The following is a 14,984-nucleotide window of genomic DNA, read 5'->3' as shown; positions in this document are numbered from 1 at the left end:
GACTCTGCCTTCTAGGCAGCCTGCAGTAAGGCCTCAATCACCCGCTGTCCGGCCAGCGGCGGTACCGCATTGCCGGCCATGTGCATTGTCAGCCGGTGGTTATCCGGGCGCAGGGTGTCAGCCGGGAACGACATAGCGGCCAGGGCCTCGCTGGCGCTGAGCATCCGCATGCGGTCGCCGTCGACCAAGGCCCAGCGGTCCAGGGTGGTGATGGTGCCGATCGGCCGTTTGATATCGCGGCCGGTGGTGCCTGAGCCCTTTCCGTAGTAGGGCATGATGAAGCGGTCGCCGAAGCGCTGGCGGCCGTTGCGCACCCGGTCGAGCGTGGCCTGAGCCCGGCCCGGCTTCTCTATCTGTGACCAGCGCCCGGCGTCGAAGTCGAGGAAGCTGGTGGCGGGCACGTGCCGTTCCTGCGGCAGCTGTAGCATCAGAGGCGCCTTGCTGCGCGTCAGAACCATGAACAGGCGAACCCGGTGTTGCGGCACGCCCAGGTCGGCGCAGTCGACAATGTGCGGCGCGGCCTGATACCCAAGCGCTTGAACTGCTTGGAGCCAGGCCGGGTAAAGCACCCAGTCGGTGAACTCAGGAACGTTCTCGATCACTGCCGCCTGCGGCCGGTGAAATTCAAGAGCCGATACCGGCGCCCATGCCGTCGACCGCGATGCGTCATGCTCAGGGTTGCCCGACTTCTTGCCGCGGGCTTTTGCATGGCCCTGACAGCAAGGCGAGGCCAGCAGGATGTCGTGTGCCGGCACTTGTTCCCATCGCGCCTGGTGCAGGTCCTGGCAGACGTGCTGGGTTTCTGGGTGGTTAGCGCTGTGCCATTCAACGGCCACTGGCCAGTGGTTTGCCGCCCAGAGAACCTGGACGCCTGCGGCGCGCGCGCCGGTGCTCCATCCGCCGAGGCCGGCGAACAAATCTATTGCAGTAGTCATGCTGCTCCCTTTTAATTGGGGATTTTTGGCCTGATGCTAGAGGTGTATCTTTGAGTCGCAAGGATGATTCACCAGTACCACTCGTTATATTAAGTGTTGCGTCGCTGGTTACCGTTGTAATAGTCGTTGGTTTTATTGTTCTTTTTTCTGTAAAAGGTGTTTCAGACTTAAAGCTTAATGAAATAGGTGACTCGCTAGCTGGTCCGGCTGGTACTTTGGCTTTTGTTTGGTTGCTTGTAACGGTTCTGTTGCAGCGTCATGAAATGACTAGTTTGAAGGGCGCTGCAGAGATGCAAGCGAGCTCTTTAGAGATAAGTGCGAAAATTAGTCTCCGTACACACCTTAGGGATCTGCAGGAAAGGTATGCGGCTGATCTAAGGGCTATCAACAGTGATGCTAAATCTGATTTCTTGGCAATATTGGTTAAGCTGAACTTCTTACTCCATCCCGAAGAAATAGCCAGAAAACCTAAGCATGCGGCATGGTGGTTGACAGCATATTTTTTGGATGCTAAACGGCACCCCTATGATCTCGAGTCTAGCCTTCTGAACATTAAGTCGCATCAGTTGAAAAAGTCGTTCGATTATGGCGCGTATCTAACTGTTCAATCCATGCTTTTGCAAAGCTCTAGAGTGTGCGAAATTCTTTCTATTATGCGCGCCTTTGCCAAAGAATCAGGAACTCAGAAAGAACAGCAGGTTTTTGAAAGGGTTTTAGAGATCGACTGGTTTGAAAGTACCTATCCAATGCTGTTTAATATTCATAACGAGGCAATCAAGGTTATAAAAAAAGGGGGGATTGCAAATAAGCTGGTGACGCAGTGGATGCATGCATTAGATGATGAAAAAGTGATGAGTGTTCCGTGGTCAGATGATTGGCTTTCACCGATTAAGTAACACAGAAGGCGCTGGCGGGCAGCGCCGAGTGATATGCTTCGCCGCTCACCGAACAAGGATAGTGGTAATGGGGTTGCGCGATCGAGGAAGATCGCCAAGATCAGGAGCTGCCGCGATGAAGACCCGAACGGCATCATTCATAGGGCTCGCGATTTGGATAGCGTTTCTTTGGTTGGGAAAGCCATCTGCGTCGTTGATCAGCTATTCCGTGCCGTTTGGAATTGCTCTGATCGCCACAGGCCCCCTCGAACTGATCCCAGATCGTTGGCACAGGCTTAATTTCCTCGTCAATGCCTTGGCGACTGGATTCTTCTTCGTCAGCATCATGTTTGCGATAGTGGCAATCTCCTTCGCCCTGTCATTGAGCACAAGCGAGCGTTCGATTTTCTGCCTTGCTGGATGGGCAACGCTGTTGATTGTTTACCATTTCGCAATCCCTCGGCTGAAGCGGTCGCCTTTTCACCGACTCAGCGAGGATAGAGGGATGTACAGCCCTCCAACGGATGACGATAAACGGAACTGAGATAGGCCAATGCCGGAGCAGATTAGTCGCTGGCGGGCAGCGCCGGATGGTCAGGCGGCTTTCGCTTCGGCCTGCTGAGCGACGATCGCCTTGGCGGCGTGGTTGATCAGGTACAGCCGATTGATCAGGCTGTCCCGAGGCTTGTCGATGGTGATCTCCCAGTAGTCGCAGCCCAGGCCAAGCACTTCGTGGTGCTCGCTCATGAGCATGCTGGCCTGTTCGACGCATTCGACGTGGTCGGCTTCGTACAGGCGATCATTCAGGGCGTCCCAGAAGTCGTGCCCGTATTCGCCGTACTCGAACGCTGCGAGCCGATCCTTGACCAGGCTGCGCAACTCATCCCACCGGCCTGCTTCACCGACACCGCCGTCATTCCGCATCCACTCGGGCAGGGCGGCGTACAGCTCGTCGTCATGGGTGTTTTCACAGATCTGGCTGCAGACGCCGGTTACCAGTGCTGCGCGGAAAGCTTCCTCATCGAACTCGCGCTCACGGCAATGCTCTTCGAGCTTCGAATGGATGTAGTAGCCGATGTCGTCCCCGGCCAGGAACTCCATGCCGTAGGAAAGGCCGACGTTGAAGGTCAGGCCATTGATGTCGCCGACGATGGCGATACCGAAGCGGGTGATGAGGATGTCGAATGCATAGCAGTTGGTGCCCGGTTCCTTGCAGCGCCACACCTTCAGCTGATCAGTGTCAGCCAAAATGGTGTATTCGTGATCCTTCAAGCACTCGGCGGCACGTTCGCGGCGCTTGGCTTCGTCGGCCTTACGCTGGGCAATCCATTCTTGGTGGCGTTGTTCGTCGTTCATGGCTTTCTCCATGCATACGCCGCCCTCGCGGGGGTGGCGTGATTCGTTTATGTGGGGTATTTAGTCGACAAGCGGCATGGGGCCGCATCGGAGCAGACGTGAATACAAAGGAACTGAAAAAGTTTTTACGGATACCAGACCAGCATGAATTCAGGTCTGGGGACGGCGTCATGGAAATCACCGCCGGCGTAGATACCTGGAATTTCTACGAGATCGACGAGAATGGAAAGACAATCGCTCACTACCTAATCGTTGAAACCCATGATCATGAAGGCAGTGGAAGCCTGACCTGGAAGAAAACCAAAAAAGGATGAGCCCCAGTTATCTCACGCTGCTAGCTTGGTGTCGTGAAACACATCCATCTGCGCGGAGCCCTGCGCGTAGGCGCCGGCCTCACCGGGGGATGCTTGGTGGTGGCAATTTGATGTCATTTGGGCTATAGGATTGTAATTCCATCCCAGCGAGTCGAATCCCCTGATGGACCGCGAGCCAACAAACCAGGAAGTCGCAGCAGTTCTCGGAATTGATGAGGATCAGGTTGATAAGTACCGTCAGGAAGCTGTGCTATTGGGCGACGGTTCCTGGCTGATCCACTTTTCCTACGACATGCCGCGAGAGCTGCGGCACAACTTTACCGGGAGCTTCACGGCCATCGTCGAATGCGTGGCATCTTGTGTTGACGCTCGCTCAGTCGACTGAGGCTGGCGGGTAGCGAAGGACAGTCAGGCGGCGATCGGGAACTGCTTGGCCAGGGCCTGCTGAACTGTCGCGATGATGCGGCAGAGGTAGGCCCAGTCGGGATTCGGCTCCATGGCGTCCGCCGGCAGGTTCCACCAATCGTCACCGAACACGCGGTGCATGAACTCGCGATGGGCGCCGCCGCACTCGTCGAGCGAGCTGGTGTGGCGAACATCCTCGGCCTCGTCGAAAAGGCTCCTGGCATCCTCGCCATCCAGGTCGCATTCACGGCGTATCCGCAGGATCATTTTCCGGGCCCTGAAGGCCAGGGCATCACCGCTGAACCTCCGAAAGCTGAGGGAGCGGTCGAAGTAGCCGATGATGTAGGCCTCGTTCAGCTTGCAGAAGAACTGGGCCACGTTCAGCCCATCCCACATGCCGCCCCAGTAGGCGTGCCAGGTCTTGTCGTAGCAGCTGACGGTGATCTTGCCCTTGCAGGGCTCGAAGTCTTCGAGGTAGACGCTGATCGGGTCCAGGCCTTCGGCGCCGGTGATCAGCAGCTTGGTGACGGTCGATGTCTCGATGTTCATGGCGTTTTCCATGCATGCGCCGCCCTCCGTGGCCGGATGCGGCATGGTGGCAATTTGGTTTGGGATGGTGTTTCATTCGCCTCGATCTAATTCGAGGACTACTCAATGCGCTACGCGATTGCCGCTGCATGGGTTGCACTGTCATTCATCACTTCAGTGAGTGCGACTGAAAGCAACAAGGCGCAGCGTGAAAAGATTGATCGGTGCTCAAACGCGGCCTTTCTCGCAGTTTCTGTGATCGAAATGAATGCGGACGCCAGCAAACATCCAGATCTCCTGCTTGAAGCATTCAAGGCGCTCAAGGCAAACCCAGCTTTTGTCGAGACAATGCCCTACGAGGGTGAGGTTGTCGGGGCCTACACGGTTGCACTGAAAGTCGCCGATGGCATGGAAAGACCATTCGATGCCCGCGAGCATGACTGGCTGATTGGACAATCCGCGTCAGCCTGCACCTTGTGGGTTCCTTACCCGAAAAAGGACTGATTCGGCTCACATCCAGGGTCCTGTTGAATAATCAGCATCATCATCCGGTTGAGGGCTGAGTCAGGCCCGTTCTGCGAGCAGGATCAGGCCGGTGTCGTCCGGGTCGTCGCCGAGCTCCAGGCCGGGCGCGCGCAGTTCGCGGCTCAGTCGGAACTGGTCGAGCTTGCGCACCACAGAATTCGATAGCTTGATTTCGTGGCGCGGTGGACTGAGGAAGTGGCGGGCCGCTTCAGGCCCTAATTCATGGATGCGGTGGATGAGCAGGGTCATGGCTTCGCCGTTTTCCTCGACGCTGGCCCAGGCCTTTATCTCGGCTAGTGCCTGTCTAGTCCCTGGTCGAACCTTCAAGCGCAGGTCTTCTTCCTGCAGGCGCTCGGCCTTCTCGCGCCGTCGCTTGTCGCGCTCTTGCGACGTCATCGCCATACGGCGCCTCCTTCAATTCGCTGGGCGGGATGTGTATGTGCAGCTGGCGGCGACGCTGCTGCCTGAGCTTCTGGATGCGTCTCATGGGTGGCACACCTCAATGGGCGCTTTCTTCGTCGAGCCAGACGGCATAACCACCAGTAGACGCTTGTTTCCTCGGTACACGCCCCAAGGCTGACCAGTGGATCTGGCCATGGCCGCCGCGTACTTCACGGCGGGCACAGGCTGAGACATGGTGGCGATCATGCGCCTGCCAGGTGGTGTAGAGGGGCGAACGGGATGTCGTCATCGAAGCTTTCGTAGTCGGGACCGTTCGTGCCTTGCTGGCTCTGCTGCTGGGCAGCCGGGCGCTGCTGGGTGCGCTGTTGCTGATGGCGTGGCTGCTGCGCGGGCTGGTTGCCCTGGGCTTGCTGAGGCGGACCGCCGGCGAACTTAATGATGATCACTCGACCGGTGAGCTTCACACCTTGGGAGTGATCGGACTTGGTGTAGGTCTCGACGTGGGCGTCGTCGATGGTGAAGTGCACTTGCTGGCCTTTGACCAGGTACTGGGCCATGGCCTCGGCCTGTTTGCCCCAGAGCGTGGCGTCGACCCACTGGGTGGGGCGCTTGCCATCGTTGCCCTTGCGGCCGTATTCACAGGCGATGGCGATGTTGCACACTGGGTCGCCGTTCGGCGTGTAGCGCAGTTCAGCGTCGCGGCCAATGCGGCCGATGTCAGTAAGAGTAGGCATCGTGATTCCTTGTTATGCGGCCGCGCCAAGCACCTTGTTCATGCGCTCGTCGAGGATTTCGTAGAAGGTTTTCACCCGTTCGGTGAGCTTGCGGATCATCACTTCGTCGCGGTACACGCGCTTCACGAAGAGAGGCATGCCGGGCCAGTAGCTGATGAAGTCCAGCCATTCACGCTCCGATACCCATAGGCCGCCCTGGCACTGGGCGACGTGTTCTTTGGGCACTTCACCGTTCAGGATGACGCTCACCTGAAACTTGGGGAGCTTGGTCTTGATCTCGGTCAGACCCTGGTCGCCGACCAGCGCGTCAGGGGAGTAGCCGATGCCGTGGTTGAGGATGATGCCGACCGATCGGGTCTTTATGCTTTCGCGGTCCTCGTACAGGCCCCGGGCGACGCCCTCCAGTTCGTGGCCGCGAATCGTGGCCTTGGTTTGGAATGGGGTTTCTGCGGCTTCCTCTGTGATCCGCTCGCCGATCAGCTGGTCCATGTAAGTGAAAGCGGCCACGCCGAAGCCCGCTTCCCCCTTGCCGGCGACCAGCAGGCAGTCCAATTCCGAGCAAGTAACGATGCCCAGGCGCAGTGCCAGCCATTCAGGTGTGCCCTGCTCGATATCAGTGATGATCTGCATCTTGTGCCTCCTGCGGGGCTGATTCGTGCTGTTTGACTGACTTGCTGAGCATGCCCAGCACCTGGTCGAAAGCCGCTTTCTCCACAGCCGACGGCGTGCCATGGATGCTGGCGAAAGCTTTCTTGGCCTTGTCGCTGCACCGCTCCAGCAGCATGGCCAGCTGGGTGGCCTGCACCGAGGTAACCCGAGGCTTGATCACGGCGCCGTTGCCGTCGTCGTCCTCGCCAGTGGTGGTGAAGTTGAGCAGGGCGCCGGCGGTGTAGCGTTTGCCGTAGCTCACGCTCGACGCCACGGCCTGGACGCCGTTCTTGCTGCCGCTGGTGTCAGCCGGCAGCACGAGAGAGGTGGTTTCGCGGTGACCGGCCCGGTGGCTCAGCACGCCCTCTACCTCGATGCCGCGCTCGTTGCGCGGAGTGCGGAACGTGAGGGCGAAGCCGTGGCGGGCAAGCACCGGCTTGATCATCTCGTTGATGTCTTCCCAGAGGGCGTAGGTGCTCTGGACGCGGCCGTTACGGTCCTTGATTCCGCCGCGCTCACCGATGACTGGCAACTCTTCCTGCATGGCGGCCAGCGCCTCGTCATACTGCTGTTTGGCCTGCTGTGCCTGGATGTTCTGATGCATGACCATCAAACGCTCCATCTTGTCGATGTCAGCGTTGGGGGACATGGCCACCTGCTGGATGATCTGCAGGACGGTGACCGACTCAGCGGCTACAGCCTGTGGCTGGGAATGGGTTTCGACCCTGGCTACTTGGCTCATGGCGACCTCAGAAGCTGATGGTGATGTTCGGGACTTCGCGGCGGGCGATCTTGAGCACGATGGCCCTGGCCAGCTCCTCGGTGATGTTCAGTGACATCAACGCGGTTTTGGCCTCGCCCATGACCTTTGCCTTGTGGGCTTGGTCGCGCTCGCGGGCTTCTTGCTGACGGAGGATCTCGGCGGCAGCGGCATCGGCGCGGCGGCGCTCTTCCTGGCGGGCCTGCTCGGCTGCCTCCTCGGCACGGCGGGCGGCAGCTTGGCGCTCTTCTTCGGCTTGGCGGAGTGCAGCCTGACGGTCCGCTTCTGCCTGGGCGGCTGCGCGCTCCGCTTGCTCGGCCTGCAACTTGAGCTGCAGGCGCTGGTTCTCAGCTTCGCGCTCTTGTGCGGCAGCCTGGTCAAGCAGTTCCTGCTCGCGGCGGGCTGCGGCTTCACGCGCTGCCTGCTGCTCTTGGGCCATACGCTGGCGCTCCGCCTCGACTGCGGCCTCCTGTGCCAGGCGGATACGGTCCTGCTCGGCCCGCTCTTCTGCTTCGCGGCGCAGGCGGGCCAGTTCGGCCTGTTCGGCGTCGTACTTCTGGCGGGCGACCAGGGCGGCCTGCACTGCATTCAGCGAAGCCTCTTTGGTCCGAACTGCCTCAGCCTCGAATTCCTCCCACGCTTCGCCCAACTGGAACGCGGATAGCTCGCTGAGGCGCGCCTGCAGCTGCTCGGCATCCAAGGTGCCCAGCTCGGCGGCAAGGTCCCTCATGCGGTTGATTGCGTCGTTGTGGCGGTCGATCCGAGCATCCTCGGCGGCTTCCCACTCGGTGAGCGGCCGGCGCGTTTCGTCCCGTAGCGCGTCCATTTTGGTCACGAAGTCGCGAAGCTCAGCCTCGACCACCTTCGGCATTTCCTTGAGTCGGCGCAGGTAGTCGCGCCCGGGCTTCTCGACGGCGGTCTTCGACTTGCTGACCTTGGCGGCCAGGCTGGCGATGCGCTCGCGGCCTTTGCGGGTGGTCAGATCGGGCACTTCGCCCTGGATCTCGCCCTTCACCAGGTCGATGAATTGCTGCAGGCCGCCGGCCACGTAGATGGCCGGGGCGTTCGCTTCGCTGATCTCTTCGATCGCGATCAGTTTCTGTTCTGCGGACATTGGAAAACCTCGCGCCAGGCCGGCGCCGTCAGTTGGGATAGGGAAATGCCAGGTCACCCAGATTGGAGGTACGCTCCAGGCCCTGGCTGCGGTGGATGGTTGCGCGCTCTCGCCGCTTACGCTCCGGGTAGGTCCGGTTATCCCCTAAGGGCCCACCGGGCTCGGGTGCGTGTGATTCAGGAAGTGATGCTGCCGGCTAGGGCGCTGGCAAGCATGAAGAAGGTGCAGGCGAAGAGCACGGAGAAGGAGCCGCGCCAGAACGCCCAGCGTCTGGCCTGCTGGCGGCTCACGTGCGGACCTCGTAGGCCAAGGTGCACATACCGCAGATGTAGGCCCGGCCCGACCAGGCCGCAGGATTCTCGACATGAGCCAGGCGCGCCTGGTTCATGGCGTCCTCCATGGTCAGGCCCTTGAACACCAGAAGGATGCGGTCATCTGGCACCGCCTGGGCCACCTCTGCCACCTGCTCGTCAACGATCGACATGAAGATCGGCGTAGTCATGCAGCCTCCTTGCGCCGAACGGCAATACGCCGGATGCGCTCGCAGTAGTGTTTGAACTCCTCGGCGTCGATGGCGAGGAGAGAGAAGTAGGCGACCACCAGGGTTTCTGCCTTGGCATCCTCCACCGGGCCAGAGCCCGGCAGAAGCATCGTTTCAATGGCCGCTTCGATCGCGCTGACCGCGATGCTGTGAGGGCTCATTCCGCCCCCTCGGCCCGGGCCATTACTCCTTCCTTGGCAAAAGGGGTGAGCAGCTGACGGGCGATCTCTTCCAGCGCCGACTCAGGGTTGGCCACGCTCAGGATCTCGTCGGCTGCCGATGCGGCGTCACTGGTGACCTTGCAGCGCGCCGCCAAGACCAGGCGGCCTAACACCGAGTTGCTGATATCCGACTGGCCCAGCTGGCCCATAACGAACTCATCCACCGCCTGGGCGAAGCGCTCATAAGTGACACCCTGCTTCGGGCGCATCCGGCGCTGAAACACCACGTCGCGGCGCGCCATCAGCTCAGCGATGCCGTCGTCGATCCAGCGCTCCTCCGGCGAGCTCTCATTCACCGCCGGCGGCATCCGATTGTCGTACTCAAACTGTGCTGCTCGAAGTGCGCCCATGGCGATCTCCAGGTGGGTTATGCGGCCGCATTGGTCAGGAGCCAGGCGCGGGTGACCAAACCCACCGTGAAAGGTGGCCTGGCGCCTGCCTAATGCGGTCGTATGTGAAGGGAAGGGGATGCGGGATGCATCGGAGATTGATCGGAACACCAGGGCGCAACCCCTGCTTGGTTCCCGCCGCGTTTATAGTATTGGCCGTCTCGCTCATACCGGCTCAGGAGGTTCACGGGTCTTTGCGATCCTAGCGCTGCAGCCCGCTTGGGCACGCTCCGATCAATCTCCGATGCAGCCTGCGATGGGGGGCAGGGCATCGGGCCGTCTTTCCGGCTGTCACCGCACAACCATTGAGCCCGTCATGCGGAAGGGCTATCCCTTTATGCGCTTGGGAGTCCAGCGGCCGGTTAACCCCGGTCAGGATTCAGAGAAAGCTGATGGCTACAAATGGGACACCATCGCAATCCTGGATGAGCGGGTAGTAACCACACCCAATCATCAGCTGAACACTCATCGGAACCACGCCGCCGAACATTGGTACATGGACGCTGACTACGAGCTTTTGCATCGTCTTGCCCTCCAGGGCGGTTGATTTCCCAGATGCCACTCATGGAATGGCACCTGGTGAAATCCCGGCCTCGCTACTGGCGACAGGCCGGGGTATTGCGTCAGCGGTGATCGCTCGAGCTCAGCCGCCGACGGCCCTGCTCTCAGTTAGGTTGGCCTTGAGCTTCCCTATCACCTCGCGTCGTTCGGCCTCGGCGTGGTGGTCATGGGGTCAGGTGTTCGCTACACGACTGTCAACTGCAGCTCTGCGGCCCGTTGGGTGGGCAGTCCGTCGTGGGTTGCCGGTCCGTGTTCCGGCTGGGCTTGCTACTTCATTGGCTGGTTCCTCCTGTGGTGTTTGTTCCTCCCCATGCGCGTCGCCGCGGCTATTCCCACCTGGCCGGGTCACACATTTCGTGTTCGGTGTTATTCCCGGCTGGCTTGCATGGTTTGGCGTCCTCCCATGAGAGGAGTACGGCAGCTATCCAGAGGCTGCGTGGTCGACGGTTTAGCTTGGTTGCCACCGGCGGCTGCCGGTACGTCGAGTGGTTCACGTCAGGTTGTGTAAAGAGCAGTGAGGTTTGAGGGCCTCCGCAGCCCCTTGTGAGTGATTGCGTGAAATAAAAGTAGCACTGCTGTTATTGATCGGTCAACAGCAGTGCTAATAATTTTCTTCCGCACACAGCAAGCCCGGCACTACCGATCAAGGGCAGTCTCTATGGTGGCGATTTGATACACTCTCGCCGGTCATATAAGGAGCTTGGGAAATGAAAAGGGCCGTTGTTGCATTGACTCTTGGGTTGTCGCTTGCTGGCTGCGGGAATGCCGACAGGGAGAAGGCTGAACAGCTTCAAGGAGAGGTGAGCAAGCTGCAGTCTGAGATCGCCACACTCAAGGCGGAACTGGATGCTGAAAAGCATGGAGCTCAAAGATTGCTGGCGCGAGCGAAGGACGCCAAGGCCGCAGGGAATAACGCTTCTGCCAAATCAGACCTGCATGACCTGATCGCGCATCATCCAGAAAAACCAGAGGCGGCAACGGCAAAAGCTATCCTCGATGCCATTGAGCGCGAGGAAAAGGCAGCGGAAATCGAAAGGCTGGCAGCTGAGAAAAAGAAAGCAGAGGAGGCAAGGGAAGCCCTGGCGAAGCTGGACAAGAACCTCAAGAAAAATACCGATGAGATCAAAGGGATAACCTGGGTTTCCCACAAGTCCATCCCTACGCTCGACACCTACATGTCACTGTACTTCGGGCTGGAAGGTGAGAACTCCAGGGTTATGCCGCTGAGGCTAAAGCTCCAATATCACTCTGACAGTTGGCTATTTGTCCAGAGCGTCACGATCAAGGCTGACGATCAGACCTTCCAGCTAGGGAGCCAAGACTTCGAGCGAGACAACGGCTACGGCGGAATTTGGGAGTGGTCGGACACCGTTGCCGAGAACAAGGCCATGCTGAGAAAAATTGCAGACGCCAAAAAGGTGACCATCAGGTTCGACGGGAAGCAGTATTACAACGACTTCATCCTGCCGGATTCTCAAAAGCGCGCCATCAAAGAAATGATCTTGGCATGGGAGCGCTACGGCGGTAAGGCTTGATGTGTGTCCACAAAAAAGCCCGCGCTAGGCGGGCTTCATTGGCGTGGCCGGATCACTCGTCAGGACTTGGCTTGGCGATGAAGTCCTTCGGGATGTACGGAACCTTGGTCACCTTTCCGTCCTTCGTCTCAAACGACACGGACTTCGCGCCGCCGAATGCAGTCGCATGGCTGTAGATCCACATTTGGCCTTCCTCCCTGGATGTGACCATGTAGGGGTTGCCCATGATCTCGTAGAGCTGATCCTCGGTCATACCGACCTTGACCTGGCTGGCCTGGCCAAAGGTGAATGGGGTGCCTGCGCATCCAGCCAGGACGATGACTACAGCAGCGAGAAGGAATCGGTGGATGTAGTAAAGCATGGCGACCTCCCTGTGAAATGAGCCGCCATCCTACCACCATGGCTATCCGCCATCACTCAGACAAAGAAAAGCCCGCACTGCTATGCGGGCTAACGTAGGGATTCGGGTGAGCCTTCACTGTGCAGGGTAGAGCGTGAAAAAGCGTGAAGGCATGAAAAAGCCCGCCGAGGCGGGCTTTACCATCAATGTGCATGCCTATCCCTTTCTGGCCTCAAGACACTCAAAATATCGAGAACCTGGCCTAAAGAGGGGACAGAGGTGATTCTGCGAGTCAGCAAGCCACCGGCCACAAAGAGCGTCGCCCAAATGAACATAACGGAAAGGCAGGCAACGGATATGAGAGGGTTTCGCACAACATGGAACAGCATGCAGCTTGCCATAATCTTGCGCTTGTCATCCGGGGTCGGCTTGTCCCCAGGCTTGCTGACCAATGCAATGTAGGGAATTAGCCCAATCGACAAAATCACGGCCAGCGGTAGGAACCAACATTTGGTAGCCATGAAATAAGCCCCGAACATCGACTGAGCGTCTGCTTCCGACACATCATCGCGCTCGATGTACTCGGTAACCAGTTGAGATGCCTTCTCCCTCAAAGGAAGGGATCGGGATCTGCAAAGCGCCCAGTAGCCGACAGTGGTAGCTGCCAGCAGGCTTGCGACGACAAATTCGATCATTTCCCTTTACCTCCAGATTTCTTGCCCTTGGCTAGCTTTTTCTTGAAGGCCTTCTCAGCCTTTTCGTCAGCAGCGCGCTCGGGCTTCCCAATCTTTCCCCAAGTGTAGATAGCATAGGCGGGGCAGACAATGATCATGATGACGCAGAAATGGCCTAAGTACGCCGATTTGGCGTAGATCATTTCCAGGAGCCCCTTGAACGAGTCAATCGCCAGCGACAAATCCTTAAGCATGGAGCCGCTTGCGGCATCATCCTTGGTAGAGCTCATCTAGCAGCCATCCTAAAGCAAATCTCCGGGGATCTCTCAAAAATTGGATTCATCTTGTGTCGAAGGAGGAGCTAATCAGCCTTGTGTCGCTCAATCCGCCGAGCCTTTACCTCATCCCCATACCCCACCAAGCGATCGGCCAACTCATGCAGCTCCCCGACACGCTTCCTCGCTTCCAGGAACTGGGCTTCCTCACCGCCTTGGGCCTTATGAAAGATCTCCAGTGCGGCGCTTTCCAAGGCAAAAGCAGCATCCTTCAGGTCTCGGCGCAGCTGCTGGTTGAGCTTGGTTAGGGGCATGGCTAGAGGTCTCCGCCTCGCCATATCACCTTGCCAATGATCCGGTGCTCGTTGCCATTGCTGTGCAGGTGGTAGCGGTCCGGGTACTCCTCTTTGTCGTCGTTGTCGCTGCGGAGCACCCATTGGCCAAGCGGGCCCTGAACTAGGCGCTTCACGATTGCGCCATCAGATCCAGCCAGTACGAATACCTGGCCATGAACCGGCTCGATGCGAGACCGATCCACAAGCAGAACGTCGCCATCATTGATGGTTGGCCACATGCTCTCGCCCTCGGCGTAGATCACTATCAGCTGATCAGGCTTGGCGCCTTTCACCTTCAGCCATTCGCGCTTGAACGCCAGCGTCGACCGGATCTCAACGTGCGGGTTCTCACTGCCCAGCCCGGCGGCAGCCTTTGCGTCGTATTGGGGGATGAAGGCATATCGATCATCCTCGGTATCGGAGACGTCGGACTTCTCCGGTATCGGGGAGTTGGCCGCGTCAGCGGTGTGATCCACGGAGGAGGGCGCGCGACGTATGCCAGCCGCAAGCGTTGGGCTCACCTCGTAAGGTTCGAAGTCCAGGGCCTGGGATAGCTTGACCAGCGCCTCAAGGTTCAGAGCCACTTTACCCGTCATGTACTGGCTGACGGTGCTCTGAGGAGATTTCCATTCGCACCTTTCCCCGACCTCGGTTTGGGTAAGCACCGGTTTATCAGGGTCGGACCTGGACTCTTTCACGCGCAGTTTGTAGATGTCGTGAAGCCGTCTGGCGTCATCCAGCTGCTCAGCGGAAAGAGGAGTTCTGATCGGTTTCTTCATGCGCGTGATTTAGTAGCACAGCTGCTTCTTAAGCAAACAGCACTGCTACTCTTTGTCCTTGAATATTGTAAAACAGCAGTGCTAATATTCGACCAAACCCCTATGAGGCAGACCAGATGAAGACTGTATCCCTTGAGGATTACCTGGCTGAGCAAGGAACCCAGAGCGACCTCGCCAAAGCCCTGGGGATCCAGCAGAGCGCCGTATCCCAGATGTTCCGCGCCAAGCGGGATATCCGAATCACGATTTATGACGACGGTCACATTGAGGCGAACGAGATTCGCCCGATCCCAGCCCGAAAGTCAGCTGCATAACCATTCCCAACAGCAAGGAGCCGTCCCCGCATGTACGCCAACCCCAAGCACCTGCATGACCGCGAGATCAAGGTCCGGGTCGATGAGGACACTTTCAACTTGATTCAGGCGTTAGCCGCGTATCACCGCACCCAGCGTGCCGTGCTGTGCCGCGAACTGCTGGAAGCGCAGTTGGCTGCGCTGGCTTCGGAGAATACCGGCGATCAAACCGCAGCCTGAAGGCCGCGAGGAGGCCCTATGCCGACCGAACAATTCGGTCTGGACCAGGGATCGATGGAGTTGCTTGAGCGAGAGGCGCGAAAGCGGGGGATTACCCCGGAAGCGCTAGCAGCAGAGCTGATTGATCGAGAGCTGGCCAGCCGAACGAAACCTCGAAACGCGAGGGGAACGGTTCTTCCGTTCCAGCGCAAGGCCTGAACAGGCC

Annotated in this window: 25 protein-coding genes; 9 read left to right on the top strand and 16 right to left on the bottom strand. The window is 58.8% G+C overall.

All coding sequences use genetic code 11. From position 1 onward, the window contains the following. Nucleotides 1-11: 11 nt before the first annotated feature. Nucleotides 12-935, bottom strand: coding sequence for a DNA cytosine methyltransferase (locus ACZ889_RS19855; protein ID WP_476257733.1), 924 nt, complete (start codon nt 933-935; stop codon nt 12-14). 50 nt (nt 936-985) lie between these two features. Between ACZ889_RS19855 and ACZ889_RS19850 the strand changes: the two genes are divergently transcribed. Both ACZ889_RS19850 and ACZ889_RS19845 read left to right on the top strand, forming a co-directional pair. Beyond that, nucleotides 986-1,831 (top strand): hypothetical protein, encoded by an 846-nt coding sequence (locus tag ACZ889_RS19850; protein ID WP_476257732.1) that lies wholly within the window; start codon nt 986-988, stop codon nt 1,829-1,831. 115 nt (nt 1,832-1,946) lie between these two features. Continuing rightward, the gene (locus tag ACZ889_RS19845; RefSeq protein ID WP_047604708.1) at nt 1,947-2,354 is read left to right on the top strand and encodes a hypothetical protein; all 408 of its coding nucleotides are present in this window, start codon (nt 1,947-1,949) and stop codon (nt 2,352-2,354) included. 50 nt (nt 2,355-2,404) lie between these two features. Here ACZ889_RS19845 and ACZ889_RS19840 read toward each other — a convergent pair whose 3' ends face one another. After that, on the bottom strand, nt 2,405-3,166 hold the full coding sequence (locus tag ACZ889_RS19840; protein WP_476257731.1) for a hypothetical protein: 762 nt from the start codon (nt 3,164-3,166) through the stop codon (nt 2,405-2,407). Between the two features lie 170 nt (nt 3,167-3,336). Between ACZ889_RS19840 and ACZ889_RS19835 the strand changes: the two genes are divergently transcribed. After that, a complete protein-coding gene (locus tag ACZ889_RS19835; protein ID WP_180689907.1) occupies nt 3,337-3,480 on the top strand; it encodes a hypothetical protein in 144 nt (47 codons plus the stop codon). A 163-nt stretch (nt 3,481-3,643) separates the two neighbouring features. Continuing rightward, entirely contained in the window at nt 3,644-3,865 is a 222-nt protein-coding gene (locus tag ACZ889_RS19830; RefSeq protein WP_180689908.1) for a hypothetical protein, read from the top strand. 23 nt (nt 3,866-3,888) lie between these two features. On the opposite strand, the gene ACZ889_RS19825 is transcribed toward ACZ889_RS19830, so the two are convergent. Next, complete coding sequence (locus ACZ889_RS19825) at nt 3,889-4,434, bottom strand: phiTE_072 family protein (protein WP_180689909.1); 546 nt, start codon at nt 4,432-4,434, stop codon at nt 3,889-3,891. A gap of 105 nt (nt 4,435-4,539) precedes the next feature. Between ACZ889_RS19825 and ACZ889_RS19820 the strand changes: the two genes are divergently transcribed. Continuing rightward, on the top strand, nt 4,540-4,917 hold the full coding sequence (locus ACZ889_RS19820; protein ID WP_180689910.1) for a hypothetical protein: 378 nt from the start codon (nt 4,540-4,542) through the stop codon (nt 4,915-4,917). A gap of 60 nt (nt 4,918-4,977) precedes the next feature. Here the strand turns inward: ACZ889_RS19820 and ACZ889_RS19815 are convergent, their stop codons facing one another. The 8 genes from ACZ889_RS19815 to ACZ889_RS19780 all read right to left on the bottom strand — a co-directional run bounded on the left by ACZ889_RS19815 (nt 4,978) and on the right by ACZ889_RS19780 (nt 9,708). Beyond that, complete coding sequence (locus ACZ889_RS19815; protein WP_180689911.1) at nt 4,978-5,340, bottom strand: hypothetical protein; 363 nt, start codon at nt 5,338-5,340, stop codon at nt 4,978-4,980. Nucleotides 5,341-5,582: 242 nt separating this feature from the next. Continuing rightward, the gene (locus tag ACZ889_RS19810) at nt 5,583-6,074 is read right to left on the bottom strand and encodes a single-stranded DNA-binding protein (RefSeq protein ID WP_232896293.1); all 492 of its coding nucleotides are present in this window, start codon (nt 6,072-6,074) and stop codon (nt 5,583-5,585) included. 12 nt (nt 6,075-6,086) lie between these two features. Next, nucleotides 6,087-6,704: a lambda exonuclease family protein gene (locus tag ACZ889_RS19805; RefSeq protein WP_476238995.1), complete on the bottom strand. Its 618-nt coding sequence runs from the start codon at nt 6,702-6,704 to the stop codon at nt 6,087-6,089. Next, complete coding sequence (locus tag ACZ889_RS19800) at nt 6,688-7,464, bottom strand: ERF family protein (RefSeq protein ID WP_476238996.1); 777 nt, start codon at nt 7,462-7,464, stop codon at nt 6,688-6,690. The genes ACZ889_RS19805 and ACZ889_RS19800 overlap by 17 nt, the downstream gene beginning before the upstream one ends. Before the next feature lie 7 nt (nt 7,465-7,471). Beyond that, nucleotides 7,472-8,596: a hypothetical protein gene (locus ACZ889_RS19795; RefSeq protein WP_476257730.1), complete on the bottom strand. Its 1,125-nt coding sequence runs from the start codon at nt 8,594-8,596 to the stop codon at nt 7,472-7,474. 286 nt (nt 8,597-8,882) lie between these two features. Continuing rightward, nucleotides 8,883-9,098, bottom strand: coding sequence for a hypothetical protein (locus ACZ889_RS19790; RefSeq protein ID WP_476257729.1), 216 nt, complete (start codon nt 9,096-9,098; stop codon nt 8,883-8,885). After that, nucleotides 9,095-9,298 (bottom strand): hypothetical protein, encoded by a 204-nt coding sequence (locus ACZ889_RS19785; protein ID WP_476257728.1) that lies wholly within the window; start codon nt 9,296-9,298, stop codon nt 9,095-9,097. Before ACZ889_RS19785 ends, ACZ889_RS19790 begins: the two co-directional genes overlap by 4 nt. After that, entirely contained in the window at nt 9,295-9,708 is a 414-nt protein-coding gene (locus tag ACZ889_RS19780; RefSeq protein WP_476239001.1) for a hypothetical protein, read from the bottom strand. The genes ACZ889_RS19785 and ACZ889_RS19780 overlap by 4 nt, the downstream gene beginning before the upstream one ends. Before the next feature lie 1,307 nt (nt 9,709-11,015). Between ACZ889_RS19780 and ACZ889_RS19775 the strand changes: the two genes are divergently transcribed. Beyond that, nucleotides 11,016-11,843, top strand: coding sequence for a hypothetical protein (locus ACZ889_RS19775; protein ID WP_409264694.1), 828 nt, complete (start codon nt 11,016-11,018; stop codon nt 11,841-11,843). A 52-nt stretch (nt 11,844-11,895) separates the two neighbouring features. Here the strand turns inward: ACZ889_RS19775 and bamE are convergent, their stop codons facing one another. From bamE to ACZ889_RS19750, 5 genes are all read right to left on the bottom strand, one after another. Further along, nucleotides 11,896-12,204 carry an outer membrane protein assembly factor BamE domain-containing protein gene (gene bamE, locus ACZ889_RS19770; RefSeq protein WP_476239003.1) on the bottom strand — a complete coding sequence of 103 codons (309 nt, stop codon included), beginning with the start codon at nt 12,202-12,204 and terminating at the stop codon, nt 11,896-11,898. 182 nt (nt 12,205-12,386) lie between these two features. Continuing rightward, a complete protein-coding gene (locus tag ACZ889_RS19765; protein ID WP_476239004.1) occupies nt 12,387-12,878 on the bottom strand; it encodes a hypothetical protein in 492 nt (163 codons plus the stop codon). Next, a complete protein-coding gene (locus ACZ889_RS19760) occupies nt 12,875-13,147 on the bottom strand; it encodes a hypothetical protein (RefSeq protein ID WP_182815840.1) in 273 nt (90 codons plus the stop codon). The genes ACZ889_RS19765 and ACZ889_RS19760 overlap by 4 nt, the downstream gene beginning before the upstream one ends. A gap of 71 nt (nt 13,148-13,218) precedes the next feature. Next, on the bottom strand, nt 13,219-13,446 hold the full coding sequence (locus ACZ889_RS19755) for a hypothetical protein (RefSeq protein WP_476239005.1): 228 nt from the start codon (nt 13,444-13,446) through the stop codon (nt 13,219-13,221). 2 nt (nt 13,447-13,448) lie between these two features. After that, the gene (locus tag ACZ889_RS19750; RefSeq protein ID WP_409264699.1) at nt 13,449-14,246 is read right to left on the bottom strand and encodes a LexA family transcriptional regulator; all 798 of its coding nucleotides are present in this window, start codon (nt 14,244-14,246) and stop codon (nt 13,449-13,451) included. 116 nt (nt 14,247-14,362) lie between these two features. On the opposite strand from ACZ889_RS19750, the gene ACZ889_RS19745 reads away from it, so the two are divergent. Genes ACZ889_RS19745 through ACZ889_RS19735 form a run of 3 tightly spaced genes read left to right on the top strand, consistent with a single transcriptional unit; the run spans nt 14,363 to nt 14,977 of the window. Next, entirely contained in the window at nt 14,363-14,560 is a 198-nt protein-coding gene (locus ACZ889_RS19745) for a Cro/CI family transcriptional regulator (RefSeq protein WP_045195692.1), read from the top strand. 30 nt (nt 14,561-14,590) lie between these two features. Then, nucleotides 14,591-14,779: a hypothetical protein gene (locus ACZ889_RS19740; RefSeq protein ID WP_004573832.1), complete on the top strand. Its 189-nt coding sequence runs from the start codon at nt 14,591-14,593 to the stop codon at nt 14,777-14,779. 18 nt (nt 14,780-14,797) lie between these two features. Then, nucleotides 14,798-14,977: a hypothetical protein gene (locus tag ACZ889_RS19735; RefSeq protein WP_084850610.1), complete on the top strand. Its 180-nt coding sequence runs from the start codon at nt 14,798-14,800 to the stop codon at nt 14,975-14,977. Nucleotides 14,978-14,984 lie beyond the last annotated feature (7 nt).

The organism is Pseudomonas sp. TE3895, from assembly GCF_056278855.1.
This window is presented reverse-complemented; position numbering and strand designations above follow the sequence as displayed.

Excerpts from the sequence above, each read along its gene's own strand:
- ACZ889_RS19755 (WP_476239005.1), bottom strand. The coding sequence starts at position 13,446 with ATGCCCCTAACCAAGCTCAACCAGCAGCTGCGCCGAGACCTGAAGGAT.
- ACZ889_RS19760 (WP_182815840.1), bottom strand. The coding sequence starts at position 13,147 with ATGAGCTCTACCAAGGATGATGCCGCAAGCGGCTCCATGCTTAAGGAT.
- ACZ889_RS19800 (WP_476238996.1), bottom strand. The coding sequence starts at position 7,464 with ATGAGCCAAGTAGCCAGGGTCGAAACCCATTCCCAGCCACAGGCTGTA.
- ACZ889_RS19855 (WP_476257733.1), bottom strand. The coding sequence starts at position 935 with ATGACTACTGCAATAGATTTGTTCGCCGGCCTCGGCGGATGGAGCACC.
- bamE (WP_476239003.1), bottom strand. The coding sequence starts at position 12,204 with ATGCTTTACTACATCCACCGATTCCTTCTCGCTGCTGTAGTCATCGTC.
- ACZ889_RS19840 (WP_476257731.1), bottom strand. The coding sequence starts at position 3,166 with ATGAACGACGAACAACGCCACCAAGAATGGATTGCCCAGCGTAAGGCC.
- ACZ889_RS19805 (WP_476238995.1), bottom strand. The coding sequence starts at position 6,704 with ATGCAGATCATCACTGATATCGAGCAGGGCACACCTGAATGGCTGGCA.
- ACZ889_RS19735 (WP_084850610.1), top strand. The coding sequence starts at position 14,798 with ATGCCGACCGAACAATTCGGTCTGGACCAGGGATCGATGGAGTTGCTT.
- ACZ889_RS19810 (WP_232896293.1), bottom strand. The coding sequence starts at position 6,074 with ATGCCTACTCTTACTGACATCGGCCGCATTGGCCGCGACGCTGAACTG.
- ACZ889_RS19835 (WP_180689907.1), top strand. The coding sequence starts at position 3,337 with ATGGAAATCACCGCCGGCGTAGATACCTGGAATTTCTACGAGATCGAC.
- ACZ889_RS19745 (WP_045195692.1), top strand. The coding sequence starts at position 14,363 with ATGAAGACTGTATCCCTTGAGGATTACCTGGCTGAGCAAGGAACCCAG.
- ACZ889_RS19740 (WP_004573832.1), top strand. The coding sequence starts at position 14,591 with ATGTACGCCAACCCCAAGCACCTGCATGACCGCGAGATCAAGGTCCGG.
- ACZ889_RS19765 (WP_476239004.1), bottom strand. The coding sequence starts at position 12,878 with ATGATCGAATTTGTCGTCGCAAGCCTGCTGGCAGCTACCACTGTCGGC.
- ACZ889_RS19775 (WP_409264694.1), top strand. The coding sequence starts at position 11,016 with ATGAAAAGGGCCGTTGTTGCATTGACTCTTGGGTTGTCGCTTGCTGGC.
- ACZ889_RS19750 (WP_409264699.1), bottom strand. The coding sequence starts at position 14,246 with ATGAAGAAACCGATCAGAACTCCTCTTTCCGCTGAGCAGCTGGATGAC.
- ACZ889_RS19845 (WP_047604708.1), top strand. The coding sequence starts at position 1,947 with ATGAAGACCCGAACGGCATCATTCATAGGGCTCGCGATTTGGATAGCG.
- ACZ889_RS19795 (WP_476257730.1), bottom strand. The coding sequence starts at position 8,596 with ATGTCCGCAGAACAGAAACTGATCGCGATCGAAGAGATCAGCGAAGCG.
- ACZ889_RS19820 (WP_180689910.1), top strand. The coding sequence starts at position 4,540 with ATGCGCTACGCGATTGCCGCTGCATGGGTTGCACTGTCATTCATCACT.
- ACZ889_RS19780 (WP_476239001.1), bottom strand. The coding sequence starts at position 9,708 with ATGGGCGCACTTCGAGCAGCACAGTTTGAGTACGACAATCGGATGCCG.
- ACZ889_RS19785 (WP_476257728.1), bottom strand. The coding sequence starts at position 9,298 with ATGAGCCCTCACAGCATCGCGGTCAGCGCGATCGAAGCGGCCATTGAA.
- ACZ889_RS19815 (WP_180689911.1), bottom strand. The coding sequence starts at position 5,340 with ATGGCGATGACGTCGCAAGAGCGCGACAAGCGACGGCGCGAGAAGGCC.
- ACZ889_RS19790 (WP_476257729.1), bottom strand. The coding sequence starts at position 9,098 with ATGACTACGCCGATCTTCATGTCGATCGTTGACGAGCAGGTGGCAGAG.
- ACZ889_RS19830 (WP_180689908.1), top strand. The coding sequence starts at position 3,644 with ATGGACCGCGAGCCAACAAACCAGGAAGTCGCAGCAGTTCTCGGAATT.
- ACZ889_RS19825 (WP_180689909.1), bottom strand. The coding sequence starts at position 4,434 with ATGAACATCGAGACATCGACCGTCACCAAGCTGCTGATCACCGGCGCC.